Origin of the sequence: Streptomyces sirii, assembly GCF_045690365.1 — a bacterium.
GTDB lineage: Bacteria > Actinomycetota > Actinomycetes > Streptomycetales > Streptomycetaceae > Streptomyces > Streptomyces sirii.
Genome location: NZ_CP147982.1, coordinates 5,050,776 through 5,073,894 on the forward strand (window position 1 = coordinate 5,050,776; position 23,119 = coordinate 5,073,894).

At 71.0% G+C, this 23,119-nt stretch carries 21 protein-coding genes, 1 tRNA gene and 2 pseudogenes; 11 read left to right on the plus strand and 13 right to left on the minus strand.

Features of this window, described 5'->3' with window-relative positions; genetic code table 11:
- Window positions 1-10: 10 nt before the first annotated feature.
- Together WAB15_RS22775 and WAB15_RS22780 are read left to right on the plus strand one after the other, a co-directional pair.
- Window positions 11-584: pseudogene (locus WAB15_RS22775) on the plus strand (response regulator); the annotation flags it as partial.
- A gap of 54 nt (window positions 585-638) precedes the next feature.
- Window positions 639-1,041: pseudogene (locus tag WAB15_RS22780) on the plus strand (tyrosine-type recombinase/integrase); the annotation flags it as partial.
- A gap of 77 nt (window positions 1,042-1,118) precedes the next feature.
- On the opposite strand, the gene WAB15_RS22785 reads toward WAB15_RS22780, so the two are convergent.
- The 3 genes from WAB15_RS22785 to WAB15_RS22795 form a co-directional block, all read right to left on the minus strand.
- Window positions 1,119-1,192: transfer RNA gene (locus WAB15_RS22785), tRNA-Pro, on the minus strand.
- 12 nt (window positions 1,193-1,204) lie between these two features.
- Window positions 1,205-1,933, minus strand: coding sequence for an integral membrane regulator (locus WAB15_RS22790; RefSeq protein WP_407287380.1), 729 nt, complete (start codon window positions 1,931-1,933; stop codon window positions 1,205-1,207).
- A 218-nt stretch (window positions 1,934-2,151) separates the two neighbouring features.
- The gene (locus tag WAB15_RS22795; RefSeq protein ID WP_407287381.1) at window positions 2,152-3,078 is read right to left on the minus strand and encodes a metallophosphoesterase; all 927 of its coding nucleotides are present in this window, start codon (window positions 3,076-3,078) and stop codon (window positions 2,152-2,154) included.
- Between the two features lie 115 nt (window positions 3,079-3,193).
- Between WAB15_RS22795 and WAB15_RS22800 the strand changes: the two genes are divergently transcribed.
- Window positions 3,194-3,658: a GatB/YqeY domain-containing protein gene (locus tag WAB15_RS22800; protein WP_399149330.1), complete on the plus strand. Its 465-nt coding sequence runs from the start codon at window positions 3,194-3,196 to the stop codon at window positions 3,656-3,658.
- A gap of 192 nt (window positions 3,659-3,850) precedes the next feature.
- On the opposite strand, the gene WAB15_RS22805 is transcribed toward WAB15_RS22800, so the two are convergent.
- Window positions 3,851-6,049: a transglycosylase domain-containing protein gene (locus WAB15_RS22805; protein WP_399149331.1), complete on the minus strand. Its 2,199-nt coding sequence runs from the start codon at window positions 6,047-6,049 to the stop codon at window positions 3,851-3,853.
- Between the two features lie 382 nt (window positions 6,050-6,431).
- On the opposite strand from WAB15_RS22805, the gene WAB15_RS22810 reads away from it, so the two are divergent.
- Window positions 6,432-6,773, plus strand: a complete 342-nt coding sequence (locus WAB15_RS22810; protein WP_384427848.1) for a WhiB family transcriptional regulator — start codon at window positions 6,432-6,434, stop codon at window positions 6,771-6,773.
- A 255-nt stretch (window positions 6,774-7,028) separates the two neighbouring features.
- Here WAB15_RS22810 and WAB15_RS22815 read toward each other — a convergent pair whose 3' ends face one another.
- Window positions 7,029-8,372 carry an ArsA family ATPase gene (locus tag WAB15_RS22815; protein ID WP_407287382.1) on the minus strand — a complete coding sequence of 448 codons (1,344 nt, stop codon included), beginning with the start codon at window positions 8,370-8,372 and terminating at the stop codon, window positions 7,029-7,031.
- Complete coding sequence (locus tag WAB15_RS22820; RefSeq protein WP_399149333.1) at window positions 8,369-9,427, minus strand: ArsA-related P-loop ATPase; 1,059 nt, start codon at window positions 9,425-9,427, stop codon at window positions 8,369-8,371. Before WAB15_RS22820 ends, WAB15_RS22815 begins: the two co-directional genes overlap by 4 nt.
- A 209-nt stretch (window positions 9,428-9,636) precedes the next feature.
- Between WAB15_RS22820 and WAB15_RS22825 the strand changes: the two genes are divergently transcribed.
- The 4 genes from WAB15_RS22825 to WAB15_RS22840 all read left to right on the plus strand — a co-directional run bounded on the left by WAB15_RS22825 (window position 9,637) and on the right by WAB15_RS22840 (window position 12,300).
- Window positions 9,637-9,795 (plus strand): DUF4177 domain-containing protein, encoded by a 159-nt coding sequence (locus tag WAB15_RS22825; RefSeq protein WP_003967454.1) that lies wholly within the window; start codon window positions 9,637-9,639, stop codon window positions 9,793-9,795.
- Window positions 9,792-10,256 carry a RidA family protein gene (locus WAB15_RS22830; protein ID WP_399149334.1) on the plus strand — a complete coding sequence of 155 codons (465 nt, stop codon included), beginning with the start codon at window positions 9,792-9,794 and terminating at the stop codon, window positions 10,254-10,256. The genes WAB15_RS22825 and WAB15_RS22830 overlap by 4 nt, the downstream gene beginning before the upstream one ends.
- A 200-nt stretch (window positions 10,257-10,456) precedes the next feature.
- Complete coding sequence (locus WAB15_RS22835; RefSeq protein WP_407287383.1) at window positions 10,457-11,467, plus strand: NUDIX hydrolase; 1,011 nt, start codon at window positions 10,457-10,459, stop codon at window positions 11,465-11,467.
- The gene (locus tag WAB15_RS22840; RefSeq protein WP_407287384.1) at window positions 11,464-12,300 is read left to right on the plus strand and encodes an MBL fold metallo-hydrolase; all 837 of its coding nucleotides are present in this window, start codon (window positions 11,464-11,466) and stop codon (window positions 12,298-12,300) included. Before WAB15_RS22835 ends, WAB15_RS22840 begins: the two co-directional genes overlap by 4 nt.
- A 60-nt stretch (window positions 12,301-12,360) precedes the next feature.
- Here WAB15_RS22840 and WAB15_RS22845 read toward each other — a convergent pair whose 3' ends face one another.
- Both WAB15_RS22845 and WAB15_RS22850 read right to left on the minus strand, forming a co-directional pair.
- Window positions 12,361-13,170 carry a nucleotidyltransferase gene (locus tag WAB15_RS22845; RefSeq protein ID WP_407287385.1) on the minus strand — a complete coding sequence of 270 codons (810 nt, stop codon included), beginning with the start codon at window positions 13,168-13,170 and terminating at the stop codon, window positions 12,361-12,363.
- A gap of 93 nt (window positions 13,171-13,263) precedes the next feature.
- Window positions 13,264-13,938, minus strand: coding sequence for a Crp/Fnr family transcriptional regulator (locus WAB15_RS22850; RefSeq protein WP_006604164.1), 675 nt, complete (start codon window positions 13,936-13,938; stop codon window positions 13,264-13,266).
- 458 nt (window positions 13,939-14,396) lie between these two features.
- On the opposite strand from WAB15_RS22850, the gene nth reads away from it, so the two are divergent.
- From nth to WAB15_RS22865, 3 genes are all read left to right on the plus strand, one after another.
- Window positions 14,397-15,428, plus strand: coding sequence for an endonuclease III (gene nth, locus WAB15_RS22855; protein WP_407287386.1), 1,032 nt, complete (start codon window positions 14,397-14,399; stop codon window positions 15,426-15,428).
- A 96-nt stretch (window positions 15,429-15,524) separates the two neighbouring features.
- Entirely contained in the window at window positions 15,525-16,250 is a 726-nt protein-coding gene (locus tag WAB15_RS22860; protein ID WP_407287387.1) for an NUDIX hydrolase, read from the plus strand.
- Window positions 16,251-16,263: 13 nt separating this feature from the next.
- Entirely contained in the window at window positions 16,264-17,463 is a 1,200-nt protein-coding gene (locus tag WAB15_RS22865) for a MarP family serine protease (protein ID WP_399149340.1), read from the plus strand.
- Between the two features lie 98 nt (window positions 17,464-17,561).
- Here the strand turns inward: WAB15_RS22865 and WAB15_RS22870 are convergent, their stop codons facing one another.
- From WAB15_RS22870 to acs, 5 genes are all read right to left on the minus strand, one after another.
- Window positions 17,562-17,756 (minus strand): hypothetical protein, encoded by a 195-nt coding sequence (locus WAB15_RS22870; protein WP_384427869.1) that lies wholly within the window; start codon window positions 17,754-17,756, stop codon window positions 17,562-17,564.
- Between the two features lie 186 nt (window positions 17,757-17,942).
- Window positions 17,943-18,881 carry an alpha/beta fold hydrolase gene (locus tag WAB15_RS22875; protein WP_399149341.1) on the minus strand — a complete coding sequence of 313 codons (939 nt, stop codon included), beginning with the start codon at window positions 18,879-18,881 and terminating at the stop codon, window positions 17,943-17,945.
- A complete protein-coding gene (locus WAB15_RS22880) occupies window positions 18,878-19,336 on the minus strand; it encodes a phage holin family protein (protein WP_407287388.1) in 459 nt (152 codons plus the stop codon). Before WAB15_RS22880 ends, WAB15_RS22875 begins: the two co-directional genes overlap by 4 nt.
- Window positions 19,337-19,380: 44 nt before the next feature.
- Entirely contained in the window at window positions 19,381-20,733 is a 1,353-nt protein-coding gene (gene nhaA, locus WAB15_RS22885; RefSeq protein ID WP_407289272.1) for a Na+/H+ antiporter NhaA, read from the minus strand.
- A gap of 310 nt (window positions 20,734-21,043) precedes the next feature.
- Window positions 21,044-23,008 carry an acetate--CoA ligase gene (gene acs / locus WAB15_RS22890; protein WP_407287389.1) on the minus strand — a complete coding sequence of 655 codons (1,965 nt, stop codon included), beginning with the start codon at window positions 23,006-23,008 and terminating at the stop codon, window positions 21,044-21,046.
- Window positions 23,009-23,119 lie beyond the last annotated feature (111 nt).

A 23,119-nucleotide genomic window follows, 5' to 3' on the forward strand; every position in this document is an offset into this window, starting at 1 on the left:
CGTGTAATGCGAGGCAGCCACCGGCGCCGAGGTGGTCCAACTGGTCAGAGATGTCAGTCCCGACGTCGTGGTGATGGACATCCGGATGCCCGGCATGGACTGGATCGAGGCCATCCGTCAGATCATGGCCGGTCCGGTGGCGACCCGTGTCCTGGTCCTGAGCGCTGACCACCTTCGACGAGGACGACCACGTCCACGGTGCGCTCCGGGCCGGTGCGAGCGGCTTCGTGGTCAAGGACATGGCGCTGGACGACATCCTCGCGGCGATCCGCCTGGTCGCCGCCGGCGACGTACTGATCGCGCCGGGTGTCACACGCCGTCTGATCGCGGACTTCGTCGACCGCCCCGGGGCGGCCCCGGAGCGCTCCCGGCGGCCGGTCGAGGGCATCACCGGGCGGGAGCGAGAACTGCTGACCCTGGTCGGACGCGGCCGGTCGAACGCCGAGATCGCGGAGGAACTGTTCGTCACGGTGGCCACCGCCAAGCCGCACGTGTCACGGCTGCTCGCCAAACTTGGCGCCCGGGACCAGCTCCAACTCGTCATCAGTGCCTATGAGATGGGGTTGGTCACGCCGCCTCGCTGAGCGCGTACCCGGACAACGGTCAAGTTCCAGGTCTCCGACCTGGGACTTTGCTAGCGCACGCTTGCCCTCCCGGCCCGCTGCATCGGCGTTCTGGCAGCACTGGGAGGGCCAAGGGCGGGACCGGCTCGCTGCCGGCGACGCCTGGGAGGAGAACGGACTCGTCTTCGCGTCGGCCGTCGGGAAGGAACTCGACTCGACCAATGTACGGCGAGCCTTCCGCCAAGCGATCAACAAGGCCGAGGGGGTGAACGCCGCGGAATGGACGCCACGTGAGCTACGCCACAGCTTCGTCTCGCTGCTGTCGGACAGTGGTGTCCCGCTCGAAGAGATCTCGCGCCTGGTCGGGCACTCCGGTACGGCGGTCACTGAGGAGGTCTACCGGAAGCAGATCCGTCCTGTGATCCAGACGGGAGCGGTCGCTATGGACGGGATCTTCAAGGTGAATCCAGAGCGATAGTCACGCAGTTAGTCACGCACAAAGCAGGAGAGCCACCTACGGAAATCCGTAGGTGGCTCTGACCTGTGTTCCTTCAGTCGGGGTGGCGGGATTTGAACCCACGACCTCTTCGTCCCGAACGAAGCGCGCTGCCAAGCTGCGCTACACCCCGAAGCAACGAGCTCTACTTTAGCGGACTGATCCCCGTAGGCGAAATCCGGTTCTTGCGGAGCCGGGGAGCGGGCCTGACCTGGTCGATCGCGAGGGCGACCAGGGGGAGGAGGCAGCTCGCCGCGGCGATGGTGAGGGCGGGGGCCAGGGGGTGGGAGGGGGCGGGGCCCGCGAGGGCCGGGAGGAGGAGGGCGAAGCCGAGGTAGAGCAGGGGGTAGACCGGCCACTGCCAGGCGTAGGGGAGGCGGAATCCGCGCGGGGCGGTCAGCAGGAGCCAGTCGGCGGCGGTGGCCAGCGGGGTGAGCGTGAAGAGGAGGAGGTGGGAGATCGCTTGGGCTGTGGTGGGGGTGGCGGCTTCGGGGAGCGTGAAGGGGGCGCGGGTGGCGGCCGGGAGGTGGTGCAGGAGGGCCGCGAGGGAGACATAGGTGAGGAGGGCGCCCGTGAGGCGGGGGGTTACGGGGCGGCGGCCGGACCAGGCCCGGTGGGCGGTGCAGACGGAGACCAGTGCCGTGGCGAGGGCGGCCTGCGCGGTGAAGGAGGCGGCGAGGCGGGCCGGGGCGCGGGTGGCCAGGGTCTCCAGGAGGAGGCCGGTCAGGGCGGTCGCGGCGAGAAGGAGGCGGAAGACGCCCGCGAGGGGGCGTCGAAGGGCGGGGGCGACGGCCGAGGCCGGGGTGCGGGCGGCGGCGCCGGCCGGTCCGGTGGCGTGACGCGTGGACTGCGAGGTCCGGGTGGGGTCGGACATTCCTCCACGGTAGGGGGAGGGAGGATCGGGGAGGGGTGGGGGAACACCGTGTCGGGAGAGCACTGAGTCGAGGGACCACCGGGCCGCGGGGCCCGGCACCCCTCGCGCGTCGCTCCGCGTGCCCGGCCGCCGCGGCTCGCAGCCCCCGGTCCTCGGCCCCCTCGCGTGCCCGTTTGCCCGTATGCCCGCGCGCGGTCTCCTACGCCCGGGCGGTCTCCCTACGCCCGCGCCGTGAGCGTCAGCAGCGTTGCCTCCGGGGGGCAGGCGAAGCGGACCGGGGTGTAGCGGTTGGTGCCGCAGCCGGCGGAGACGTGGAGGAAGGAGGTACGGCCGTCGGCGGTGTGCGTGGACAGGCCCTTCACACGGTCGGTGTCGATGTCGCAGTTGGTGACCAGCGCGCCGTAGAAGGGGATGCACAGCTGGCCGCCATGGGTGTGGCCGGCCAGGATCAGCGGATAGCCGTCGGCGGCGAAGGCGTCCAGGCAGCGCAGGTAGGGGGCGTGTACGACGGCCAGGGAGAGATCGGCGCCGGACTCCGGGCCGCCGGCCACGTCGGCGTAGCGGTCGCGCTTGATGTGCGGGTCGTCCAGACCGGTCAGGGCGATCTCGAAGCCCTCCAGCTTGAGGCGGCCGCGAGCATTGGACAGGTTGACCCAGCCGGCCGTGTCGAAGGCGTCGCGCAGCTCTTCCCACGGGTTGTGGACGGCGCCCACGACGGGGGCGTTCCCGTTGAGGCCGTGCCGGCCCTGGACCCGCTCGAACAGGTAGCGGGCGGGGTTGCGCGGCTTGGGGCCGTAGTAGTCGTTGGAGCCGAAGACGTACGCGCCGGGGAACTCCATCAGCGGGCCGAGCGCGTCCAGCGTCTCCGGGACGCCCTCGGTGTCGGAGAGGTTGTCACCCGTGTTGATGACGAAGTCGGGGCGCAACCCGGCGAGTGACTGGAGCCAGCGCTGCTTCTTGCGCTGCCCGCTGACCATGTGGATGTCGGAGACCTGCAGGACGCGCAACGGACGCATGCCGCGGGGCAGTACGGGTACGGTCACGCGTCGCAGCCGGAAGGAGCGGACTTCGAAGCCGGCGGCGTAGGCCAGGCCGGCCGCGCCGACTGCGGTCAGGGTCAGGGGTACTCCGTATCGCGCGCGCATGACCCCATCGTTGCAGAGTGGCCAGGGCGGATGCAGCGGTAGGGCGGCCCGGGGCGGGGCGGCGGGGCGGGAAAAGGCGCGGCGGTTGTCGGTGGGGCGGGGCATACTCGACGGCATGACCACGCTCAAGACCAAGCTGCAGGACGACCTCACCACCGCGATCAAGGCGCGCGACGAGCTGCGCTCCTCCACCCTCCGCCTCACGCTGACCGCGATCCAGAAGGAAGAGGTCGCGGGCACGGAGGCACGCGCGCTGTCCGACGGCGAGGTCGAGAAGATCATCGCGCGGGAGGCGAAGAAGCGCCGGGAGGCCGCGGAGGCCTTCGACAAGGGCGGCCGGAGCGAGTCGGCCGAGCGGGAGCGCGCCGAGGGCGAGGTGCTCGCCGACTATCTGCCCAAGCAGCTGACCGACGACGAGCTGGAGCAGCTGGTCGCGGCGGCGGTGGCGGAGGCCAAGGGCGCCGGCGCCGAGGGGCCGAAGGCGATGGGCGCCGTCATGAAGATCGTCAACCCGCAGGTGGCGGGTCGTGCGGAGGGCGGCCGGGTGGCCGCGGTGGTGAAGAAGCTGCTGGCCGGCTGAGCGGCCGAGGGAAGTCCCGAGGAAGGACCGACGGAAAGCCCTGAGGAGGGCCGACCGAGGTCCTGAGGGACGGATGAGGGGGCGCCCCCGCTGTGGGGGCGCCCCCTCATCGCGCTCGTCGTCCGGCTCTACGGGCGGGCACTCGGCCCTACGGGGCTGCCCCCGCCGACTCGCCCGCCGCCAACCGGCGCCCTACCAGCCGCCGTTGCCGCCGCCCAGGATGTCGGGCCAGTCGGGCAGGTCCCAGCCGCCGCCCGGCTTGTCGTCGCCGCCGTGGCCCCGGCCGGGCTTGTGCTTGTCGCGGCCCTTGTCGTCGCCCCGGTCCTTGTCCCGGTCGGGGTTGCCGATCGGGACGGTGGGCAGGGACGGCGCGGGCCGGCCGGCCAGCGCGCCGGTCATCGCGTCGCGCCAGATGGGGCCGGGAGTGTCGGCGCCGTAGACCTTCTCGTGCGGGACACCGCCGATGGTGATGTTGTACATCTTGCGCTTGTGCTGCGGGTCGCCGACCCAGACGGCACCCGCCGCGTTCGGGGTGTAGCCGACGAACCATGCGGCGTAGCGGCTGTCGCTGGTGCCGGTCTTGCCGGCGCTGTCCCGGCCCCTGAGGCCGGCCTCCTTGCCGGTGCCGTCCTCGACGACGCCCTTGAGGAGGGTGTTGATCGTGTCCGCGGTCTTCTTGGACATCGCGCTGCGGCAGCTGGTCCGAGGGACCTCCAGCGCCCGGCCCCGTGCGTCGGTGATCGACTCGATGGCGACCGGGGAGCAGTACTCCCCGCCGTTGGCGAAGGCGGCGTAACCGGAGGCCATCGTCAGCGGCGACATCTCCTGGACGCCGAGCGTCATCGACGGCACCTGCTGCAGGGGCTTGCCGTCCGCCCGCTCGATGCCCATCTTCTGGGCCATCTTGACCGCCGGGCAGATGCCCATATCGCTGATCAGCTGCACGAAGTAGGTGTTGACCGACTTCGCGGTCGCCTCCTTCATGCCGTACGGGCCGACCTCGCGCTTGTTCTCGTTCTGGGTGGTGTCGGAGGGGCTGCCCTGCCACTGGCCCTCGCAGGTCTGCACCGGGCTCGGATACGGCATCCGATACGGCGAGGAGTACTCCTGCTCGGGACTGGTCCCCTGCTCCAGCGCGGCCGCCGCGATCACCGGCTTGAAGGTCGAACCGGGCTGGTAGCCGGCGCCGCCGCCCATGTTGTCGTCCACCGAGAGGTTGAGCACGGTCTGGTTCTCGCCGAAGCCGTACGGGCGCGACTGGCCCATGCCGAGGATCTTGCCGGTGCCCGGTTCGACGATGGTGGCGGCGGTGGCGACCGGGTCGTCCTCGTAGACGTGGTCGCTTATGGACGCCTGGATCGCCTTCTGGGTCTGCGGATCGAGGGTGGTGCGGATGGTCATTCCGCCCCTGTCCCAGCGCTTCAGCCGGTCCTTGCGGGTCTTGCCGAAGGCCTTGTCGGTGAGGAAGACCTTGCGGATGTAGTCGCAGAAGAAGCCGGCGCCGTCCGTGGCGGTGATGCAGCCGTTCTTCGGGCGGCTGACCGCGAGCTTGATCGGCTTCTTGGCGGCCGCGTCGGCCTGCGCCTGGGTGATGTTCTTGAGGTCGGCCATCCGCTGCAGAACGGTGTTGCGCCGCCGGGTGGCCTCCTGCGGGGCGCTGACCGGGTCGTAGCGGCTCGGCGACTGGACGATGCCGGCCAGCAGCGCCGACTCCTCCAGGCTCAGGTCCTTGGCGTGCTTGCTGAAGTACCGCTGGGCGGCCGCCTCGATGCCGTACGCCTGCTGCCCGAAGAAGGTGATGTTGAGGTAGTTCTGAAGGATCTTGCGCTTGCCGAGTTCCTTCTCGACCTGGATCGCGTACTTCAGCTCTTTGATCTTGCGGCCGATCGTCTGCTGGGTGGCCTGCGCGACCTTGTCCGCATTGTCGCCCGCCTCCTCGATGAAGACGTTCTTCACGTACTGCTGGGTCAGCGTCGAGGCGCCCTGGGAGACGCCGCCCGACTGGGCGTTCTTGTTGACCGCGCGCAGGATGCCCTTCATGTCGACGGCGCCGTGCTGGTAGAAGCGCGCGTCCTCGATCGCGACGATCGCCTGCCGGATATAGGGCGACATGTCCTTGAGGTCCACGACCGTGCGGTCACGGGAGTAGACCTTGGCGATCTCGCCGCCCTTGGCGTCCAGAATCGTGGACCGCTGGCTGAGCGGCGGCGTCTTGAGGTTCGCCGGGATGTCGTCGAAGCCCTCGACGGACCCCTTGGCCGTAAGGCCCAGAGCCCCGGCCGCCGGAAGCGCGAGGCCGGCGAGCACCGCTCCGGCCAGGACGCTCACACCGAGGAACTTGGCGGCTTGCTGCGTCTTGGACAGGCCTCCGCCATCGCGCTTCTTAGGCATGGGGGCAGCCTACGTTCTGAATCGCCGGACAGGGGCGCACCTGTTCGTTTAGCCTGTTCCCAGCTGCCACAGCGGAATGGTTACGCCCCGGTTCGTCAACCCCTACTCTCTCGCGGACCGCACCCCACGTGTCCCCATGAGCCGCCAGAAATCCCGCGCCAGGACGACGAACTGTCCTGTCTTGTGAGCAATGTTACGCATGTCGCTCGGTCACTCCGTTGGGTGATCTGCCGCGTACGCATAGTCCGTTCGGGCCATTCAAGATTGGGCCCGAAGGGGGTGTTGCACCCTGCCTGCCTTCCGTAACGTCCTCAACTGGCAACGGTGAATATGCCGATTGCCGCCGTGGGGGAGCCTCGATTCGGGAGAGGACGGCGCCAGCATGGGCTGGGTAACCGACTGGAGTACGCAGGCAGCTTGCCGCACTACCGATCCGGATGAATTGTTCGTTCAGGGGGCGGCGCAGAACCGCGCCAAGGCGGTGTGCACCGGATGTCCGGTACGCACGGAATGCCTGGCTGATGCCCTGGACAACCGGGTGGAGTTCGGCGTGTGGGGCGGGATGACCGAACGCGAGCGGAGGGCGCTGCTGCGCCGCCGCCCGACCGTGACGTCATGGCGTCGCCTGCTGGAGACAGCACGTACGGAATACGAGCGCAGCACGGGCATCCTGCCGGTGGACTGCGAGGACGAGACCTTCGACGAGTACGCCGCGGTCGGATAGCGATCGGATAGCGATCGGACAGCGGCCGGCTGGTCGGTAGGACGAGCGCGGGCTCGGTCGGTGGCACGCTGGTGTCGCGGGCGCGCGCTCAAGTGACCTTGGTATGCCCGGAGGTTGGGCACCACCGACGTGTGCATCGAGCGCCTTGGCGCGCTCGCATGTGATGCGCATGGCAGCCACGTGCGCGGCAGTGCTGTGCGCTTGTGCGTGATGCGTGGGTGGGTGCGGCCCCTAGGGCCGCAGGGCTGGTACGGCTCAGGTATCGGTGTCCGTATCCGTGCCGCTCTCCGCGCCGTTGAGCGCCAAGCGGTCGCCGATCGCGCGCAGGCCCGTGAGGTCGTGGACATCGCCGGGCAGCGCGGCGACCTCCGCCACCGGGACCTCGGGGTGCAGCGAGGTGAAGCGGTCCCGCGTGCGCCGTTCGCGCGCGAGAACCTGCATGCGTTCCGCGTGCAGTCGTAGCAGCCCGGCGGCCAGTTGCGCCGCCGAGGCCGAAGTGGGTGCCACATGCTCCGCCGCGGCAGCGGGGGAGAGGCCGCCGGCGGTACGTGATCCAGCCTTCCCGTCGTCGAGATCCACAATGCCGGTTGCTTCAAGATTATTTTCGGCGCGGTCCGCTTCGGTGTCGTCCTCCGCCGCCGCGTCCGTCAGGGCCTCCGCGGCGGCCAGCGCGCGCTCGGCGCTCAGTTGGGCGGCGCCGCTGCCGTGCACCCGGTTCAGCACGAGGCCGGCCAGCGGCATCTGCTCGGCGGCCAGCCGCTCGACGAAGTACGCCGCCTCGCGCAGCGCGTCCCGCTCCGGCGCGGCCACCACGAGGAACGCCGTACCGGGCGCCTGCAGCAGGCGGTAGGTGGCGTCCGCGCGGGTGCGGAAGCCGCCGAACATGGTGTCCATGGCCGCCACGAACGTCTGCACATCGCGCAGCAGTTGACCGCCCATGAGCTTGCTGAGCGTGCCGGTCATCATCGACATACCGACATTGAGGAACTTCATGCCGGCCCGGCCGCCGACCTTCGCCGGTGCCATCAGCACCCGGATGAACTTGCCGTCCAGGAAGGAGCCGAGGCGCTTGGGCGCATCCAGGAAGTCCAGGGCGGAGCGGCTCGGTGGCGTGTCGACGACGATCAGGTCCCACTCGTCGCTCGCGCGCAGCTGGCCGAGCTTCTCCATCGCCATGTACTCCTGCGTGCCCGCGAAACCGGCCGACAGGGACTGGTAGAAGGGGTTCTCCAGGATGGCCCGGGCGCGGTCGGCGTCGGCATGGCCCTCGACGATCTCGTCGAAGGTGCGCTTCATGTCGAGCATCATCGCGTGCAGTTCGCCGCCCGCGGTCTCGTCGACGCCCTTGACCCGGCGCGGGACGTTGTCAAGCTCGGAGATGCCCATCGACTGCGCCAGCCGCCTCGCCGGGTCGATGGTCAGCACGACGACCTTGCGGCCGCGCTCGGCGGCGCGTACGCCCAGCGCGGCGGCGGTGGTGGTCTTGCCGACGCCGCCCGAACCGCAGCACACCACGATGCGGGTGCGCGGGTCGTCGATCAGGGCGTCGACCTCCAGGTAGGGGGCCGAGGCGTCCAGCGTCGTGTCGTCCGAGGTCATATGGGCCCCTGTTTCCGCAGGTCTCTCGCCAGTTGGTAGAGCCCGGCGAGGTCCACTCCCTCGGGGAGCAGCTCCAACTCGTAGGTGGGCAGGCCGATCGAGGTCAGCTCGGCGTGCTCGGCGCGCTCCAGCTCGACCCGCTCGGCGTGTTCCCGCGCCTGTTCCAGCAGGGGGTCGATCAGCCGGTCCGCCAGGCCACCGCGGCGGGCACCGCCCAGGCCCGCCTGGGAGAGCGCCCTGGCGACGCCCGTACGGGCCCCGCGGGCGGCGATGACGTCGAGGTCGCCGTTGTCCAGCAGGGCCGGGCGGGTCATGTTGATGACGATGCCGCCGACGGGGATGCCCGCGGCGCGCAGTTCCGCGACACCGTCGGCGGTCTCCTGGACCGGCATCTCCTCCAGGAGCGTCACCAGATGCACCGCGGTCTCCGGCGATTTGAGGACCCGCATCACGGCCTGCGCCTGATTGTGGATCGGGCCGATCTTCGCAAGGCCGGCGACCTCGTCGTTGACGTTCAGGAACCGGGTGATGCGGCCGGTCGGCGGGGCGTCCATCACGACCGCGTCGTAGACGAACTTGCCGTTCTTGTCCTTGCGGCGCACCGCCTCGCACGCCTTGCCGGTCAGCAGGACGTCCCGCAGGCCGGGGGCGATGGTCGTGGCGAAGTCGATCGCGCCGAGCTTCTTGAGGGCCCGGCCCGCGCCGCCGAGCTTGTAGAACATCTGGAGGTAGTCCAGGAGGGCGCGTTCGGCGTCGATGGCCAGGGCGTGGACCTCGCCGGCCCGTCGTCCGCCACCGCCCCTGACGGCGTCTCCCCCCGACTCGGCCCGGGGGGATCCCCACGGCGAGGCACCCTCGGATGCCGGACCTACCGCGATCTTGCGCTCCTCGTACGGAAGCGCCTCGGTCTCGAACAACTGGGCAATGCCCTGCCGACCCTCGACCTCGACCAGGAGGGTACGGCGCCCCTCGGTGGCGAGGGCGAGGGCGAGGGCAGCGGCGACCGTGGTCTTTCCGGTGCCGCCCTTGCCGCTGACGACATGGAGCCTGCTCACGCCAAGGAGCCTAACCAGTCCGCGTCGCGGCTACGCACGGGATACGCCTGGGAGGCCCCGGAGATCTTTCCCACGATTCCTCCGGGACAGCTCAGGGATGTGCCGTAGGGGTCGGGCGGGCACCTGCTCGGCCGCCGTGTCGGGCGGGCGCGGGCGGGCCGTGGCGGACGGCGTCCACCGCGGCCCTGGACAGGCATTACGCTCGGCCCATGACCAAGTGGGAATACGCGACCGTGCCGCTGCTCGTGCACGCGACGAAGCAGATTCTGGACACCTGGGGCGAGGACGGCTGGGAGCTGGTCCAGGTCGTGCCGGGCCCGAACAACCCCGAGCAGTTGGTGGCCTACCTGAAGCGGGAGAAGGCGTGAGCGCCGTAGAGGAGAAGATCGCAGCGCTCGGGCTGAAGCTGCCGGAGGTCGTGCCGCCGCTGGCCACGTACCAGCCCGCGGTGCGCTCCGGCTCGTACGTCTTCACCTCCGGCCAGCTGCCGATGGTGGACGGCGCGCTGCCGGTCACCGGCAAGGTCGGCGCCGAGGTGAGCCCGGAGCAGGCCAAGGAACTCGCCGCGACCTGCGCGCTCAACGCGCTGGCCGCCGTGAAGTCCGTCATCGGCGACCTCGACAAGATCCAGCGGGTCGTCAAGGTCGTCGGCTTCGTGGCCTCCGCGCCGGAGTTCACCGGCCAGCCGGGCGTCCTCAACGGCGCCAGCGAGCTGCTGGGCGAGATCCTCGGCGACAAGGGCGTCCACGCCCGGTCCGCGGTGGGCGTGGCGGTGCTGCCGATCGACGCGCCGGTCGAGGTCGAGATCCAGGTCGAGATCGCGGAGTAGTCCGGATCGCGGCGCGGTCGAGGCCGCGGGGCAGGCACCGCGGCCTCGTGTGCGCAGGCCCGGCGGTCCCGCGGCCTCGCGCGTTCGCGGTCGGCGCTTCCCCCGCCCCCGGCGGTGGGGGCGGTGCCGCGTCCCGGCGGAGCACGCCCGGCGCGAAAGTGGCCCTCGAACATCCGCGCGCGAGCGCATAGCATCCGGCCATGTCGTCCACGACCAATGGCCAGTGGTATCCGCCGGAGTGGCCGGACCGCATCCGGGCGCTCGCGAGCGGCGAGCTGACTCCTGCCGAGCCCCGGCGGGCCGCGACCGTCCTGCTGTTGCGGGACTCGGGATCCGGCGGCCCCGCCGTCCACATGCTGCGCAGACGCGCCTCCATGGCTTTCGCCGGAGGCGCGCACGCCTATCCGGGCGGCTCCGTCGACCCCCGCGACGAGCGCCCGGTGGCCTGGGCCGGTCCCTCGCGCGCCCAATGGGCGGTCCGTATGGGCGTCGATCCGGCCACCGCGCAGGCCATCGTCTGCGCGGCGGTGCGCGAGACCTTCGAGGAGGTGGGGGTGCTGCTCGCCGGCGCCTCGGCCGACACGGTGGTCGAGGACACCACGGGCGCGGACTGGGAGGCGGACCGCGCGGCCCTGATCGCCCATGAGCTATCCTTCGCCGACTTCCTGGGGCGCCGCGGCCTGGTCCTGCGCTCCGACCTGTTGGGCGCGTGGGCACGCTGGATCACCCCGGAGTTCGAGCCGCGGCGCTACGACACCTGGTTCTTCGTCGCCGTGCTTCCCGAGGGCCAGCGCACCCTCACCCAAGAGCCTTCGGACATCGCTCCGTCCCCTGGTGCGACCGGGGCCGCCGTCGGTCCGGTGGGGACCCCCAGCGCCTCCACGGAGGCGGATCTCGCGCTGTGGGTCCGGCCCGAGGAGGCGGCGGCCGGCTACGACCGGGGCGAGCTGCTGATGATGCCGCCGACGATCGCGACGCTGCGCGCCCTCCAGCCGTACGCCACCGCCGCGGACGTGCTGGCCGCCGCGGAGGCCCAGGACCTGACGCCGGTACTGGCCCGCGCGCGCGTGGTGGGCGGCGAGATCGAGCTGAGCTGGCCGGGGCACGACGAATTCACCAAGCACATCGCGCCGACGGACGCCGACGGCGGCGTCTCCGGGGCCGACGGGTCCTCAGGAGGCCCCGGCCCCAAGGGAGGGAACCCGACATGACCGAAGCAGCCGCCCTCCCGGGGCAGCCCCGCGGCGGAGTGATCTCCGGGGCGGCCACCGCGCGCGCCCACTGCGTACTGGCCCCGAACCCGTCGGCGATGACGCTGGACGGCACCAACACCTGGATCGTCGCCGAGCCGGACTCCGACCTCGCCGTCGTCATCGACCCGGGACCGCTCGACGAGGGCCACCTCCAGGCCGTCATCGACACCGCCGAGCGGGCCGGCAAGCGCATCGCGCTGACCCTGCTGACCCACGGTCACCCGGACCACGCCGACGGGGCCGCCCGGTTCGCCGAGCTGACCCGTTCGGCCGTACGGGCGCTGGACCCGGCGCTGCGCCTCGGCGGCGAGGGGCTGGCGGCCGGCGACGTCATCACCGCCGGGGGGCTCGAACTGCGCGTGGTGCCCACACCGGGGCACACCGCCGACTCGCTCTCCTTCCACCTCCCGGCCGACCGCGCGGTGCTCACCGGCGACACGATCCTGGGGCGCGGCACCACCATGGTCGCGCACCCGGACGGGCGCCTGGGCGACTATCTGGACTCGCTGCGCCGGCTGCGCTCCCTCACGGTGGACGACGGCGTCTCGACGGTCCTGCCGGGCCACGGACCGGTCCTGAACGACGCCCAGGGGGCGGTGGAGTTCTATCTGGCGCACCGCGCCCACCGGCTCGCCCAGGTGGAGACCGCGGTCGAGGCCGGGCATCGCACCCCCGCCGAGGTCGTCGCCAGCGTCTACGCCGACGTCGACCGGTCCCTGTGGCCGGCCGCCGAGCTGTCGGTACGGGCGCAGCTGGACTACCTGGGCGAGCACGGGCTGATCGAGGGCTGAGCACCCCGCCGGGGCCGGGGAGCCGTCCCCGGCGCCCGCTGCGAGGCTCCGTCAGCCGGTCTATGGGCGGGGAGCCTTCGCCCCGTGGACGGTGAGGTACTCGTCGGCCAGCCAGGGCGCGAGGTCGTCCAGCAGCTCGTCCAGCAGCTTCGGGTAGGCGGCGGGCGTCCGGGCGGCGCGGGCCGCGGCGCGCATCCGCTCGGCGTGCGCCGGGTAGTAGCGCGCGAACACCTCGGCGGACTGGGCGAGATCGCTGGTCCAGCCGCCCCAGCGCGGCATGACCAGCGTGAACCCGGTGCGTACGAGCCGACGTGCCACGCCCCGGGTCAGCCGGGTGCGCTCGGGCTCCGTAGTTGCCGCCGCGGCCTTCTCGCGCAGACCGGGAAGGTCGCGGAAGAGGTCGCCGTTGGTCTCGCGGGCGAGGAGCGAGGTGGGGCGGTAGCGGGGCAGCCGGGCGGCGAGGTCCGGGCCGCCGAGGGGCGTGCACAGACACGCGACGAACCACGCCAGGTCGTAGCGCTCCAGCTCGCTCAGCAGCCGGTCCACACCGAACAGCAGCAGGCCCGCGCCGTCGATCTGCCAGTAGGCGGCGTCCAGCTCCGCCTCGATGCCGCGGGCGGCGGCGTGGTCGGCGTCGGTCGGCTCGTCCCGTAGGGCGACCAGCGCATCGAGGTCGGAGACGCCGGCTACGGCGGTGCCCCGCGGGATGCTGCCGAAGAGGTAGCTGCTGTGGAGGCGGTCGGGACCGAAGTGGTCGGTGAGCCGCGCGCCGAGCTGCGCCACTACGGGCGCGAACCGCGCGGGCACCCGGTCCAGGGCCCCTCCCCGTACGAAGTAGCCGTCCCGATCCAGTCCCGTGCCGTTGGTCATGGCGCAACTATGGCGAGCGGGCCGGCGGGGGCGCGAGGCAATTGCGAAGGGCCCCGCCGGAGCGGGGCCCTTCGCTACAAGCCTCTGCGGTGCTCAGCGCGAGCGCTTGGCCAGCCGCTCGACGTCCAGCAGGATCACGGCGCGCGCCTCCAGGCGCAGCCAGCCGCGGCCCGCGAAGTCGGCGAGCGCCTTGTTGACCGTCTCGCGGGAGGCGCCGACCAGCTGGGCCAGCTCTTCCTGCGTGAGGTCGTGGACGACGTGGATGCCCTCCTCGGACTGCACGCCGAAGCGGCGCGACAGGTCGAGCAGGGCGCGTGCCACACGGCCCGGAACGTCCGAGAAGACCAGGTCGGACATCTGGTCGTTGGTCTTGCGCAGCCGGCGGGCGACCGCCCGCAGCAGCGCCGTGGCCACCTCGGGGCGGGCGTTGAGCCAGGGCTGGAGGTCGCCGTGGCCCAGGCCGAGCAGTTTGACCTCGGTGAGGGCGGAGGCGGTGGCCGTACGCGGGCCCGGGTCGAAGAGCGAGAGCTCTCCGATCAGCTCGCCGGGGCCGAGGACGGCGAGCATGTTCTCCCGGCCGTCGGGGGAGGTGCGGTGCAGCTTCACCTTGCCCTCGGTGACCACGTAGAGGCGGTCGCCGGGGTCCCCTTCGTGGAACAGGGCGTCGCCGCGGGCGAGCGTGACCTCTCCCATAGAGGCGCGCAGCTCGGCCGCCTGCTCGTCATCGAGCGCCGCGAAGAGCGGTGCGCGCCGCAGAACGTCGTCCACGAGATCTCTCCTTGTCGACATGCTCCGGGGGACTGTGGTCCCCATCATGCCGGAATGCAAAACAGTGCGATCAATCACAAGTTTGCCGGACCGGTGCCCTCAGCCATAAGGCAGGGGGCCGATTGGGGTCACGAATCACGGTGATCAAGCCGGATGTCAGTGGCTGGCTTTAGTCTGGCCGAGTGTCCAATACGCCGGTGAGAGCAGAGGACTGGGGGGCTGGGAGAGTGAGTGCAGGACGCGATTCCGCTGTGGGCGAACAGGCGTCCAGCGAAGCGTCCCATTCGGATAAAAGTAACAAATCGCCCTCCGGGGTGACGGCCGAGCGGAAGCCGGCCGTCCAGAATCCTGGCGCGTCGCGACCGGCGGCGCGGGACGCCGCTGAGCAGGACACAACCGACCAGAACTCCGCGACGAAGACCCCGGTAGGCACGACCTCGGCAGGGAAGAAGGCGGCCGTGAACGAAACCCCCGAGAAGCCGGCGGCGAAGAAGGCCGTGACGAAGAAGGCGGGCGCGAAGAAGGCCGTGGCCAAGAAGGTGGCCGCGGTCGCCGAGCAGGCGCCGGCCAAGAAGCCGGCGACCAAGAAGCCCGCCACCAAGACGGCCGCCACGAAGAAGGCCGCCGTAGCGAAGAAGGCCGCTGCCAAGACCACCGCAGCCAAGAAGACCGCCGCGGCGAAGGCCCCCGCCAAGAAGGCCGCCGCGCGCAAGCAGGAGTCGCGGGCCGCCATGGTGCGGCGGGCCCGCCGGATCAACCGCGAGCTGGCCGAGCTCTATCCGTACGCCCACCCCGAGCTGGACTTCACCAACCCCTTCGAGCTGCTGGTCGCCACGGTGCTGTCGGCACAGACCACCGACCTGAGGGTCAACCAGACCACCCCGCGCCTCTTCGCCGTCTGCCCCACTCCCGAGGACATGGCCGCGATGGATCCGCAGCAGCTGGAGGAGCTGATCCGGCCGACCGGCTTCTTCCGGGCCAAGGCGAAGTCGCTGCTGGGCCTGTCCGCGGCGCTGCGCGACCGCTTCGGCGGCGAGGTGCCCGGCCGCCTCGAAGATCTGGTCACGCTCCCCGGGGTCGGCCGCAAGACGGCCAATGTGGTGCTGGGCAACGCCTTCGGCGTCCCGGGCATCACCGTCGACACCCACTTCGGCCGCTTGGCGCGCCGCTTCGGCTGGACGACCCACCAGGACGCGGAGAAGGTCGAGGCGGATGTCGCCGACATCTTCCCCAAGAGCGAGTGGACGATGCTCTCGCACCGCGTCGTCTTCCACGGCCGCCGGGTCTGCCACTCCCGCAAGCCGGCCTGCGGAGCCTGTGCCATCGCTCCGCTGTGCCCCGCGTACGGCGAGGGCGAGACGGACCCGGAGAAGGCCAGGAAGCTGCTCAAGTACGAGCTGGGCGGCCAGCCGGGACAGCGGCTCAGGCCACCGGCCGACTATCCGGGGCAGCCCGCGCCCCCGATGGCGGCCCAGGCGGCCGCCTCATGACGACGGCCGCGCCGTCCGTGGGGCCCGGGCCGCGCGGAATCACCGGCGCGGCCCCGGTAGGGATCCATCATCGAAGCCAGGCCTGAGGGGGCGCGTATGAGGAGTGCACGGGAGCAGCGGTACGGCGAGGAGACGGGGGTCCGGCGAGCGGCCGGTCAGGAAGTCGCGGTGACGGCCGACGGCCTGCCCGAGTGGCTGGACCCCGTGGCCCGCGCGGCCGGCACGATCGAACCGCGCCAGCTCAGCCGCTTCCTGCCGCCGGAGAGCGGCGGCCGGCAGTCCGCGGTGCTGATCCTCTTCGGCCACGGCCCCCGCGGCCCCGAGCTGCTCCTGATGGAGCGCGCCGGCACCCTGCGCTCCCATGCCGGCCAGCCGTCCTTCCCCGGTGGCGCCCTGGATCCCCAGGACGGCGACCCCGACGGCCCCGGACCGGTGCGGGCGGCGCTTCGCGAGGCCCAGGAGGAGACCGGCCTCGATCCGTCCGGCGTGCAGGTCTTCGGCGTGCTGCCGCGGCTCTACATCCCCGTCAGCGGCTTCGTGGTGACACCCGTCCTGGGCTGGTGGCGCCGGCCGAGCCCGGTCGGCGCGGTCGACCAGGCGGAGACCGCCCGGGTGTTCACGGTTCCCGTGGCGGATCTCACGGATCCCGCCCATCGTGTGACAACGCGCCATCCCAGCGGCCACACGGGGCCGGCGTTCCTTGTCGAAAACGCCCTGGTCTGGGGGTTTACGGCCGGGGTGATCGACCGGATTCTGCACTACGCCGGGTGGGAGATTCCGTGGGACCGTGACAAGCAGGTCCCGCTCGACTGGCGCTCGTGAGACGGTGTCCGGCGTGAACGTCCTGGACATCCTGCTGCTGGTCGCGGCCGTGTGGTTCGCGATCGTCGGTTACCGGCAAGGCTTCGTCGTCGGCATCCTGTCCGTGATCGGCTTCCTCGGCGGCGGCCTGATCGCGGTCTATGTGCTGCCGTTGATCTGGAACGAGATCACCGGTGACGCCACGCCCGGCACCTTCGCGGCCATCGCGGCGGTCGCCATCGTGATCGTGTGCGCATCCGTGGGCCAGGCGCTCACCACCCATCTGGGCAACAAACTGCGCCGCCACATCACGTGGTCACCGGCGAGAGCGCTCGATGCGACCGGCGGCGCGCTGGTCAACGTCATGGCGATGCTGCTGGTCGCCTGGCTGATCGGCTCCGCGCTGGCCGGTACGTCCCTGCCGACGCTCGGCAAGGAGGTCCGCAACTCCAAGGTGCTGCTCGGGGTCTCCCAGGTGCTGCCGTCGCAGGCCAACACCTGGTTCGCGGACTTCTCCTCGGTGCTCGCCCAGAACGGCTTCCCGCAGGTCTTCACGCCGTTCTCCAACGAGCCGATCAACAATGTGCCGGCGCCCGACCCCCAGCTGGCCTCGAGTCCCGTCGCGGCGCAGGCCAAGCGCAGCATCGTCAAGGTCGTCGGCACGGCCCCCGGCTGCGGCAAGGTCCTCGAAGGCAGTGGCTTCGTCTTCGGCCGGCATCGGGTGATGACCAACGCCCATGTCGTGGGAGGAGTGAGCGAGCCGACCGTCCAGGTGGGCGGAGAGGGCCGCCAGTACAACGCCAGGGTCGTGCTCTACGACTGGCGACGCGACATCGCGGTCCTGGACGTGCCCTCGCTGGACGCCCCGGCGCTGCGGTTCGCCGGCGTGGACGCCGACAGCGGCAAGAGCGCCATCGTCGCCGGCTTCCCGGAGAACGGCGGGTACGACGTCCGCTCCGCCCGCATCCGCGCCCGTATCCAGGCCAACGGCCCGGACATCTACCACCGGGGCACGGTCGGCCGCGACGTCTACTCCCTCTACGCCACGGTCCGGCAGGGCAACTCCGGCGGTCCGCTGCTCACCCCCAGGGGCGAGGTCTACGGCGTCGTCTTCGCGAAGTCGCTGGACGACTCGCACACCGGCTATGCGCTGACCGCCGATGAGATCCGCCAGGACATCGTCAGGGGGCGCACGGCCCAGCAGCAGGTCGACAGCCAGGGCTGCGCGATCTGAGCGGTCAGAGGCTCCCGGAGGGGCTCAGGGCGCGGGGAGTGGAGCTTCCCGCGCCTTGCCGGCTCGAGGCGTGGCCTGTCAGCTGCGGCGGCGCAGGGTCAGGTGCGATGGCGCAGGCGCGCGCTCATCCAGCGCGCTCTGCGACGCAGGATGCGCGGGATGCCCATCGGGTGCGCCGGATCGGGGGACGCGCCGGACCCGAGATCCGGTGTGCCCCTGTCCTGAGTGCCCACTGCAGCGGCACTGCTGCGGCGGTTGCGTGCCACGTCACGGTAGTCGTGCGTCCAGCCCATACCCTCGACTCTGCCCGTGGCCCAAGGTCCGTAACCGCCATGGGGACCGCCAATTGGCCTATGCGCCGGGCAAGTGGCCGTTCGCCATGCCTACGTTCGAGTGCTCTGGCGTGTCGGCTCCGCTGAGCGGTGCATCCCGCCCCGTTCAGCGGTACGCCGCTGCCTGAACGATCCGTCAGGACGCGCTCAGCGGTCGGGTTCCGGGTCCTTCAGCCAGTTGATCAGCTCGGTCGAGAAGGCGGCGGGGTCCTCCTCGTGCGGGAAGTGCCCCAGGCCGTCGAACAGCCGCCAGCGGTAGGGGGCTTCGACGTACTCGCCGGAGCCGGCCGCGCTGCGGGTGCGCATCACCGGGTCCAGTGAGCCGTGCAGATGCAGGGTCGGGACGCGTACGGGCATCTTCATCCGGCGGTTGAACTGGATGCCGTCGGGGCGGGCCATCGACCGCACCATCCAGCGGTACGGCTCGATCGAGCAGTGTGCCGTCGAGGGGATGCTCATCGCCCGCTGGTAGACCGCGATGGCCTCGTCGTCCGGCAGCCGGGGCCCGGACCAGTCCCGGATCATCCGGCCCACCAGCGCCGCGTCGTCCGCCGTCAGCCGGCGCTCCGGCAGCCAGGGCCGCTGGAAGTTCCAGATGTGCGAACTGCGGGTGCTCTGGCGGACGTCGGCGAGCATCGCCGAGCGCCAGCGCCGCGGATGCGGCATCGAGGCGACCGCGAGCCGGCGCACCAGCTTGGGCCGCATCACCGCCGCCGTCCAGGCGAGGTAGCCGCCCAGGTCGTGCCCGACGAGCGCGGCGTCCGGCTCGCCCAGGGACCGTACGACGCCGGTGACGTCCAGCGCGAGGTTCGCCGGGTCGTAGCCGCGCGGGGTGCGGTCGCTGCCGCCGACGCCCCGCAGGTCCATCGCCACCGCACGGAAGCCCGCCTCGGCGAGGGCCGGGAGTTGGTGCCGCCAGGTCCACCAGAACTGCGGGAAACCGTGCAGCAGCAGCACCAGCGGGCCCTCGCCCATCTCGGCGATGTGGAAGCGCGCACCGTTGGCCGCGACATCGCGGTGTGAAACCTCGTGTCCGCCGGGGATGTCGATCCGTACGACCGATGCGGTGCTGTCGGGGGCTGTCATACCGACGAGCGTGTCACAGACTCCAGGACCGGGTGGTCCATGGTCTCCAGGCGCGGGTGCGGCTTGGCCTTCTGGAGCACGGCCGCGGTCTCCCTGGCGGAGTTGATGGACTTCTCCGGCTTCTTGATCTTCTTGATCTTGGCGATGGCGATGAGGGCCAGCAGTCCGGCGAGGACCAGGAAGGCGCCGCCCACGATCAGAAAGGACCAGGCGAGCCCGATGCCGAGGTTGTGGATGCCGTACGCCGCCGCGAAGCTCAGCACCGGCAGCGCGAACAGCGCCAGCGCGCCCGCCACGACGAAGGCGGCACTGCCGATGCCCGCCCGCTTGGCGTCCTGCCGCAGTTCCGCCTTGGCCAGTGCGATCTCGTCGTGCACCAGTGCGGACATCTCGGCGGTGGCCGAGGCCACCAGTTGCCCGAGGCTGCGGTCCGCGCCGTGGTCGGCTGCGCTCATCGCCGTCTCCCTCATCTCGTCACCCGGATGCAAAGCCTCTCAGATCATGCCGGACCATCGTCTCCGGCGTGCGAGCCGGAGGCCACTTCGGCAAGCCGGCGGTGTTCGGCGGCCTTGGCTTCGTGGATCGCCGCCATCCGAAGGTGGTACTCCGGTTTGTCCGCCTCGTAGATGTCGGGGATGCCGTCCTGGTCCTCGTCCCGCTCCTCGTCCTCGCACAGCTTCTTGTACTTGCGGTTGCGGAGCTTGAGCAGGACGGCGGCGAAGACGGCCGCGAGCAGCGAGCCGATCAGCACCGATGCCTTGATCTCGTCGGCCAGCGCCAGGTCCCCGGCGAAGGCGAGTTCGCCGATCAGCAGCGAGACGGTGAAGCCGATGCCGGCGAGGGAGGCGACCGCGAAGACGTCCGGCCATCTGAGGTCGGGGTTGAGTTCGGCCTTGGTGAAGCGGGCGGCGCACCACGTTCCGCCGAAGATCCCCAGCGCCTTGCCCACTATCAGGCCGAGGACCACTCCGAGCGTCTCCGGCCGGGTGAAGACGTCGTGGAGGGCGCCGCCGGCGATGGACACGCCCGCGGAGAAGAGGGCGAACAGCGGCACCGCGAGACCGGCCGAGAGCGGGCGGATCAGATGCTCGATGTGCTCGCCGGGCGACCGGGTCTCGCCGTCGCGGCGGTGGCAGCGCAGCATCAGGCCCATGGCCACACCCGCGATGGTGGCGTGCACCCCGCTGTTCTCCATCAGGGCCCAGATGGCCACGGCGAGCGGGACGTAGACATACCAGCCGCGGACGCCCTTGCGCAGCAGCAGGTAGAAGACCACCAGACCGACGACGGCGAATCCGAGCGCCGCGAAGTTGATCTTCGAGGTGAAGAAGATCGCGATGATCAGGATGGCGAAGAGGTCGTCGACGACGGCGAGCGTGAGCAGGAAGGCGCGCAGGGCGGCGGGCAGGGACGTCCCGATGACGGCGAGCACGGCGAGCGCGAAGGCGATGTCGGTGGCGGTGGGCACCGCCCAGCCTTGGAGCGAGCCGCCGCCGAGGGTGTTGACGGCGACGTAGACGAGCGCCGGTGTCGCCATGCCGCAGATCGCGGCGATCACGGGGAGCGCGGCGGCCCGGCGGTCGCGCAGCTCGCCGGCGACCAGTTCGCGCTTGAGCTCGATGCCCGCGACGAAGAAGAAGATCGCCAGCAGGCCGTTGGCGGCCCAGTGCTGGACGGAGAGATCCAGGCCCAGCGCGGCCGGGCCGAAGTGGAAGCCGCGGACCGCCTCGTAGCTGCCGCCGAAGGTGTTTGCCCAGATCAGGGCCGCTACGGCGGCGACGAGAAGGAGGACACCGCCGACGGTCTCGGCGCGCAGCGCATCGGCGATGAAGTTCCGCTCGGGCAGGGACATCCGTCCGAGGAATATGGAACGGCGGTTGGACGCACTCACGGCGGGTGACCTCCGGCCTTCGGCAGCTGTGTACGGCTGTTGCAGTTGCCGACCAGACTTCCCGGCGCACCCAGAGTTTCTTAGCGCGTCATTGACGCGCCTCCCACTGTACCGAACGGGTGCGAACGGTTATTCGGTGGCCCTACTTTACGGGCAAATCGGGCACTGGGCCGCCGGAGGTAAGCCGTGCCGGTGGGCTCCCGAGGGCCCCGGGCAGACCGGAGGGGGCGCCCGGCCGCTACGGCCCGGCGCCCCCTCACGATCGGTTCGGTCAGTCCTCGCTGGCCGCGCTCGGCAGCTTGGCCTGGATCAGATCCATGACCGAGGAGTCGGTGAGCGTGGTGACGTCACCGAGGTCGCGGTTCTCGGCGACATCGCGCAGCAGCCGGCGCATGATCTTGCCCGAGCGGGTCTTGGGCAGCTCCGCGACCGGCATGATCCGCTTGGGCTTGGCGATCGGGCCGAGCTGCTGGGCGACATGCGCCCGCAGCTCCTCGACCAGGCCCTCGTCCTCGGCCGCGCCGCCGCGCAGGATGACGAAGGCGCAGATGGCCTGGGTGGTCTGCGGGTCGGTGGCGCCGACGACCGCGGCCTCGGCCACCTTCGGGTGCGAGACCAGCGCCGACTCGACCTCGGTGGTGGAGATGTTGTGGCCGGACACCAGCATGACGTCGTCCACCCGGCCCAGCAGCCAGATGTCGCCGTCGTCGTCCTTCTTGGCGCCGTCGCCGGCGAAGTACTTGCCCTCGAAGCGCGACCAGTACGTGTCGAGGTAGCGCTGGTCGTCGCCCCAGATCGTCCGGAGCATGGCCGGCCAGGGCTCGGTGAGGACGAGGTAGCCGCCACCGCCGTTGGGCACCTCGCGTGCCTCGTCGTCCACCACCGTGGCGGAGATGCCGGGCAGCGGCTGCTGCGCCGAGCCGGGCTTGGTCTCCGTGACGCCGGGCAGCGGGCTGAGCATCATGCCGCCGGTCTCGGTCTGCCACCAGGTGTCGACGATCGGCGTGGCATCGGCACCGATGTGCTTGCGGTACCACATCCACGCCTCGGGGTTGATCGGCTCGCCCACCGACCCCAGGACGCGCAGCGACGACAGATCGAACTTCGCCGGGATGTCGTCGCCCCACTTCATGCAGGCGCGGATCGCGGTCGGCGCGGTGTACAGGACGGTCACGCCGTACTTCTGCACGATCTCCCACCAGCGGCCCTGGTGCGGGCTGTCGGGCGTGCCCTCGTAGAGCACCTCGGTCGCACCGTTGGAGAGCGGGCCGTAGGCGATGTACGAGTGGCCGGTCACCCAGCCGACGTCGGCGGTGCACCAGTAGACGTCGGTCTCGGGCTTCAGGTCGAAGACCGCGTGGTGGGTGTACGACACCTGGGTGAGGTAGCCGCCGGTGGTGTGCAGGATGCCCTTGGGCTTACCCGTCGTACCGGAGGTGTAGAGGATGAACAGCGGGTGCTCGGCGTCGAAGGCCTCGGGCGTGTGCGTCTCGCTCTGCCGCTCGACGATCTCGTGCCACCACACGTCCCGGCCCTCGTGCCAGGCGATGTCCTCCTGGCCGGTGCGGCGTACGACGAGCACGCTGCGGACGTTCTCCGTGCCGGGCTTGGCCAGCGCGTCGTCGACGGCCGGCTTGAGGGCGGAGGGCTTGCCGCGGCGGTAGCCCCCGTCGGCGGTGATCACCACGCGGGCGTCGGCGTCGACGATCCGCGTCGCCAGCGCGTCCGCGGAGAAGCCGCCGAAGACCACCGAGTGCGGTGCGCCCAGGCGGGCGCAGGCCAGCATGGCGATGACCGTCTCCGGGATCATCGGCATGTAGATGGCGACCCGGTCGCCGGTCTGCACGCCCAGCTCGATCAGCGCATGGGCGGCCTTGGAGACCTCGCGCTGCAGCTCGGCGTAGGTGATCGCGCGGCTGTCGCCCGGCTCGCCCTCGAAGTGGATGGCGACCCGGTCGCCCAGGCCGTTCTCCACGTGCCGGTCCACGCAGTTGTAGGCGACATTGAGCCTGCCGTCGGCGAACCACTTCGCGAAGGGCGCGTTCGACCAGTCGAGGGTCTGGGTGGGCTCGGTCTCCCAGGACAGTCGCCGGGCCTGCTCGGCCCAGAAGCCCAGCCGGTCCGCCGCGGCCTGTTCGTACGCGGCGGCCGTGACGTTGGCATGCGCGGCCAGATCCGAGGGTGGCGCGAACCGCCGCTCCTCCTTGAGCAGATTGGCCAGGCTTTCGTTGCTCACGACATCTCCCATTCCCAGGGCGTCCGATGTGTCCCAGGCCTTAGCTCATCAGCCCGCGGTGGACCCTGACAAGGGCTGTGGAAAATTATTGGTGTAGACCTGTTGACTGAT

Coding starts and splice junctions, on each gene's coding strand:
- WAB15_RS22790 (WP_407287380.1), bottom strand. CDS start 1,933: ATGTCCGACCCCACCCGGACCTCGCAGTCCACGCGTCACGCCACCGGA.
- WAB15_RS22795 (WP_407287381.1), bottom strand. CDS start 3,078: ATGCGCGCGCGATACGGAGTACCCCTGACCCTGACCGCAGTCGGCGCG.
- WAB15_RS22800 (WP_399149330.1), top strand. CDS start 3,194: ATGACCACGCTCAAGACCAAGCTGCAGGACGACCTCACCACCGCGATC.
- WAB15_RS22805 (WP_399149331.1), bottom strand. CDS start 6,049: ATGCCTAAGAAGCGCGATGGCGGAGGCCTGTCCAAGACGCAGCAAGCC.
- WAB15_RS22810 (WP_384427848.1), top strand. CDS start 6,432: ATGGGCTGGGTAACCGACTGGAGTACGCAGGCAGCTTGCCGCACTACC.
- WAB15_RS22815 (WP_407287382.1), bottom strand. CDS start 8,372: ATGACCTCGGACGACACGACGCTGGACGCCTCGGCCCCCTACCTGGAG.
- WAB15_RS22825 (WP_003967454.1), top strand. CDS start 9,637: ATGACCAAGTGGGAATACGCGACCGTGCCGCTGCTCGTGCACGCGACG.
- WAB15_RS22835 (WP_407287383.1), top strand. CDS start 10,457: ATGTCGTCCACGACCAATGGCCAGTGGTATCCGCCGGAGTGGCCGGAC.
- WAB15_RS22840 (WP_407287384.1), top strand. CDS start 11,464: ATGACCGAAGCAGCCGCCCTCCCGGGGCAGCCCCGCGGCGGAGTGATC.
- WAB15_RS22845 (WP_407287385.1), bottom strand. CDS start 13,170: ATGACCAACGGCACGGGACTGGATCGGGACGGCTACTTCGTACGGGGA.
- WAB15_RS22860 (WP_407287387.1), top strand. CDS start 15,525: ATGAGGAGTGCACGGGAGCAGCGGTACGGCGAGGAGACGGGGGTCCGG.
- WAB15_RS22870 (WP_384427869.1), bottom strand. CDS start 17,756: ATGGGCTGGACGCACGACTACCGTGACGTGGCACGCAACCGCCGCAGC.
- WAB15_RS22875 (WP_399149341.1), bottom strand. CDS start 18,881: ATGACAGCCCCCGACAGCACCGCATCGGTCGTACGGATCGACATCCCC.
- WAB15_RS22880 (WP_407287388.1), bottom strand. CDS start 19,336: ATGAGCGCAGCCGACCACGGCGCGGACCGCAGCCTCGGGCAACTGGTG.
- nhaA (WP_407289272.1), bottom strand. CDS start 20,733: ATGTCCCTGCCCGAGCGGAACTTCATCGCCGATGCGCTGCGCGCCGAG.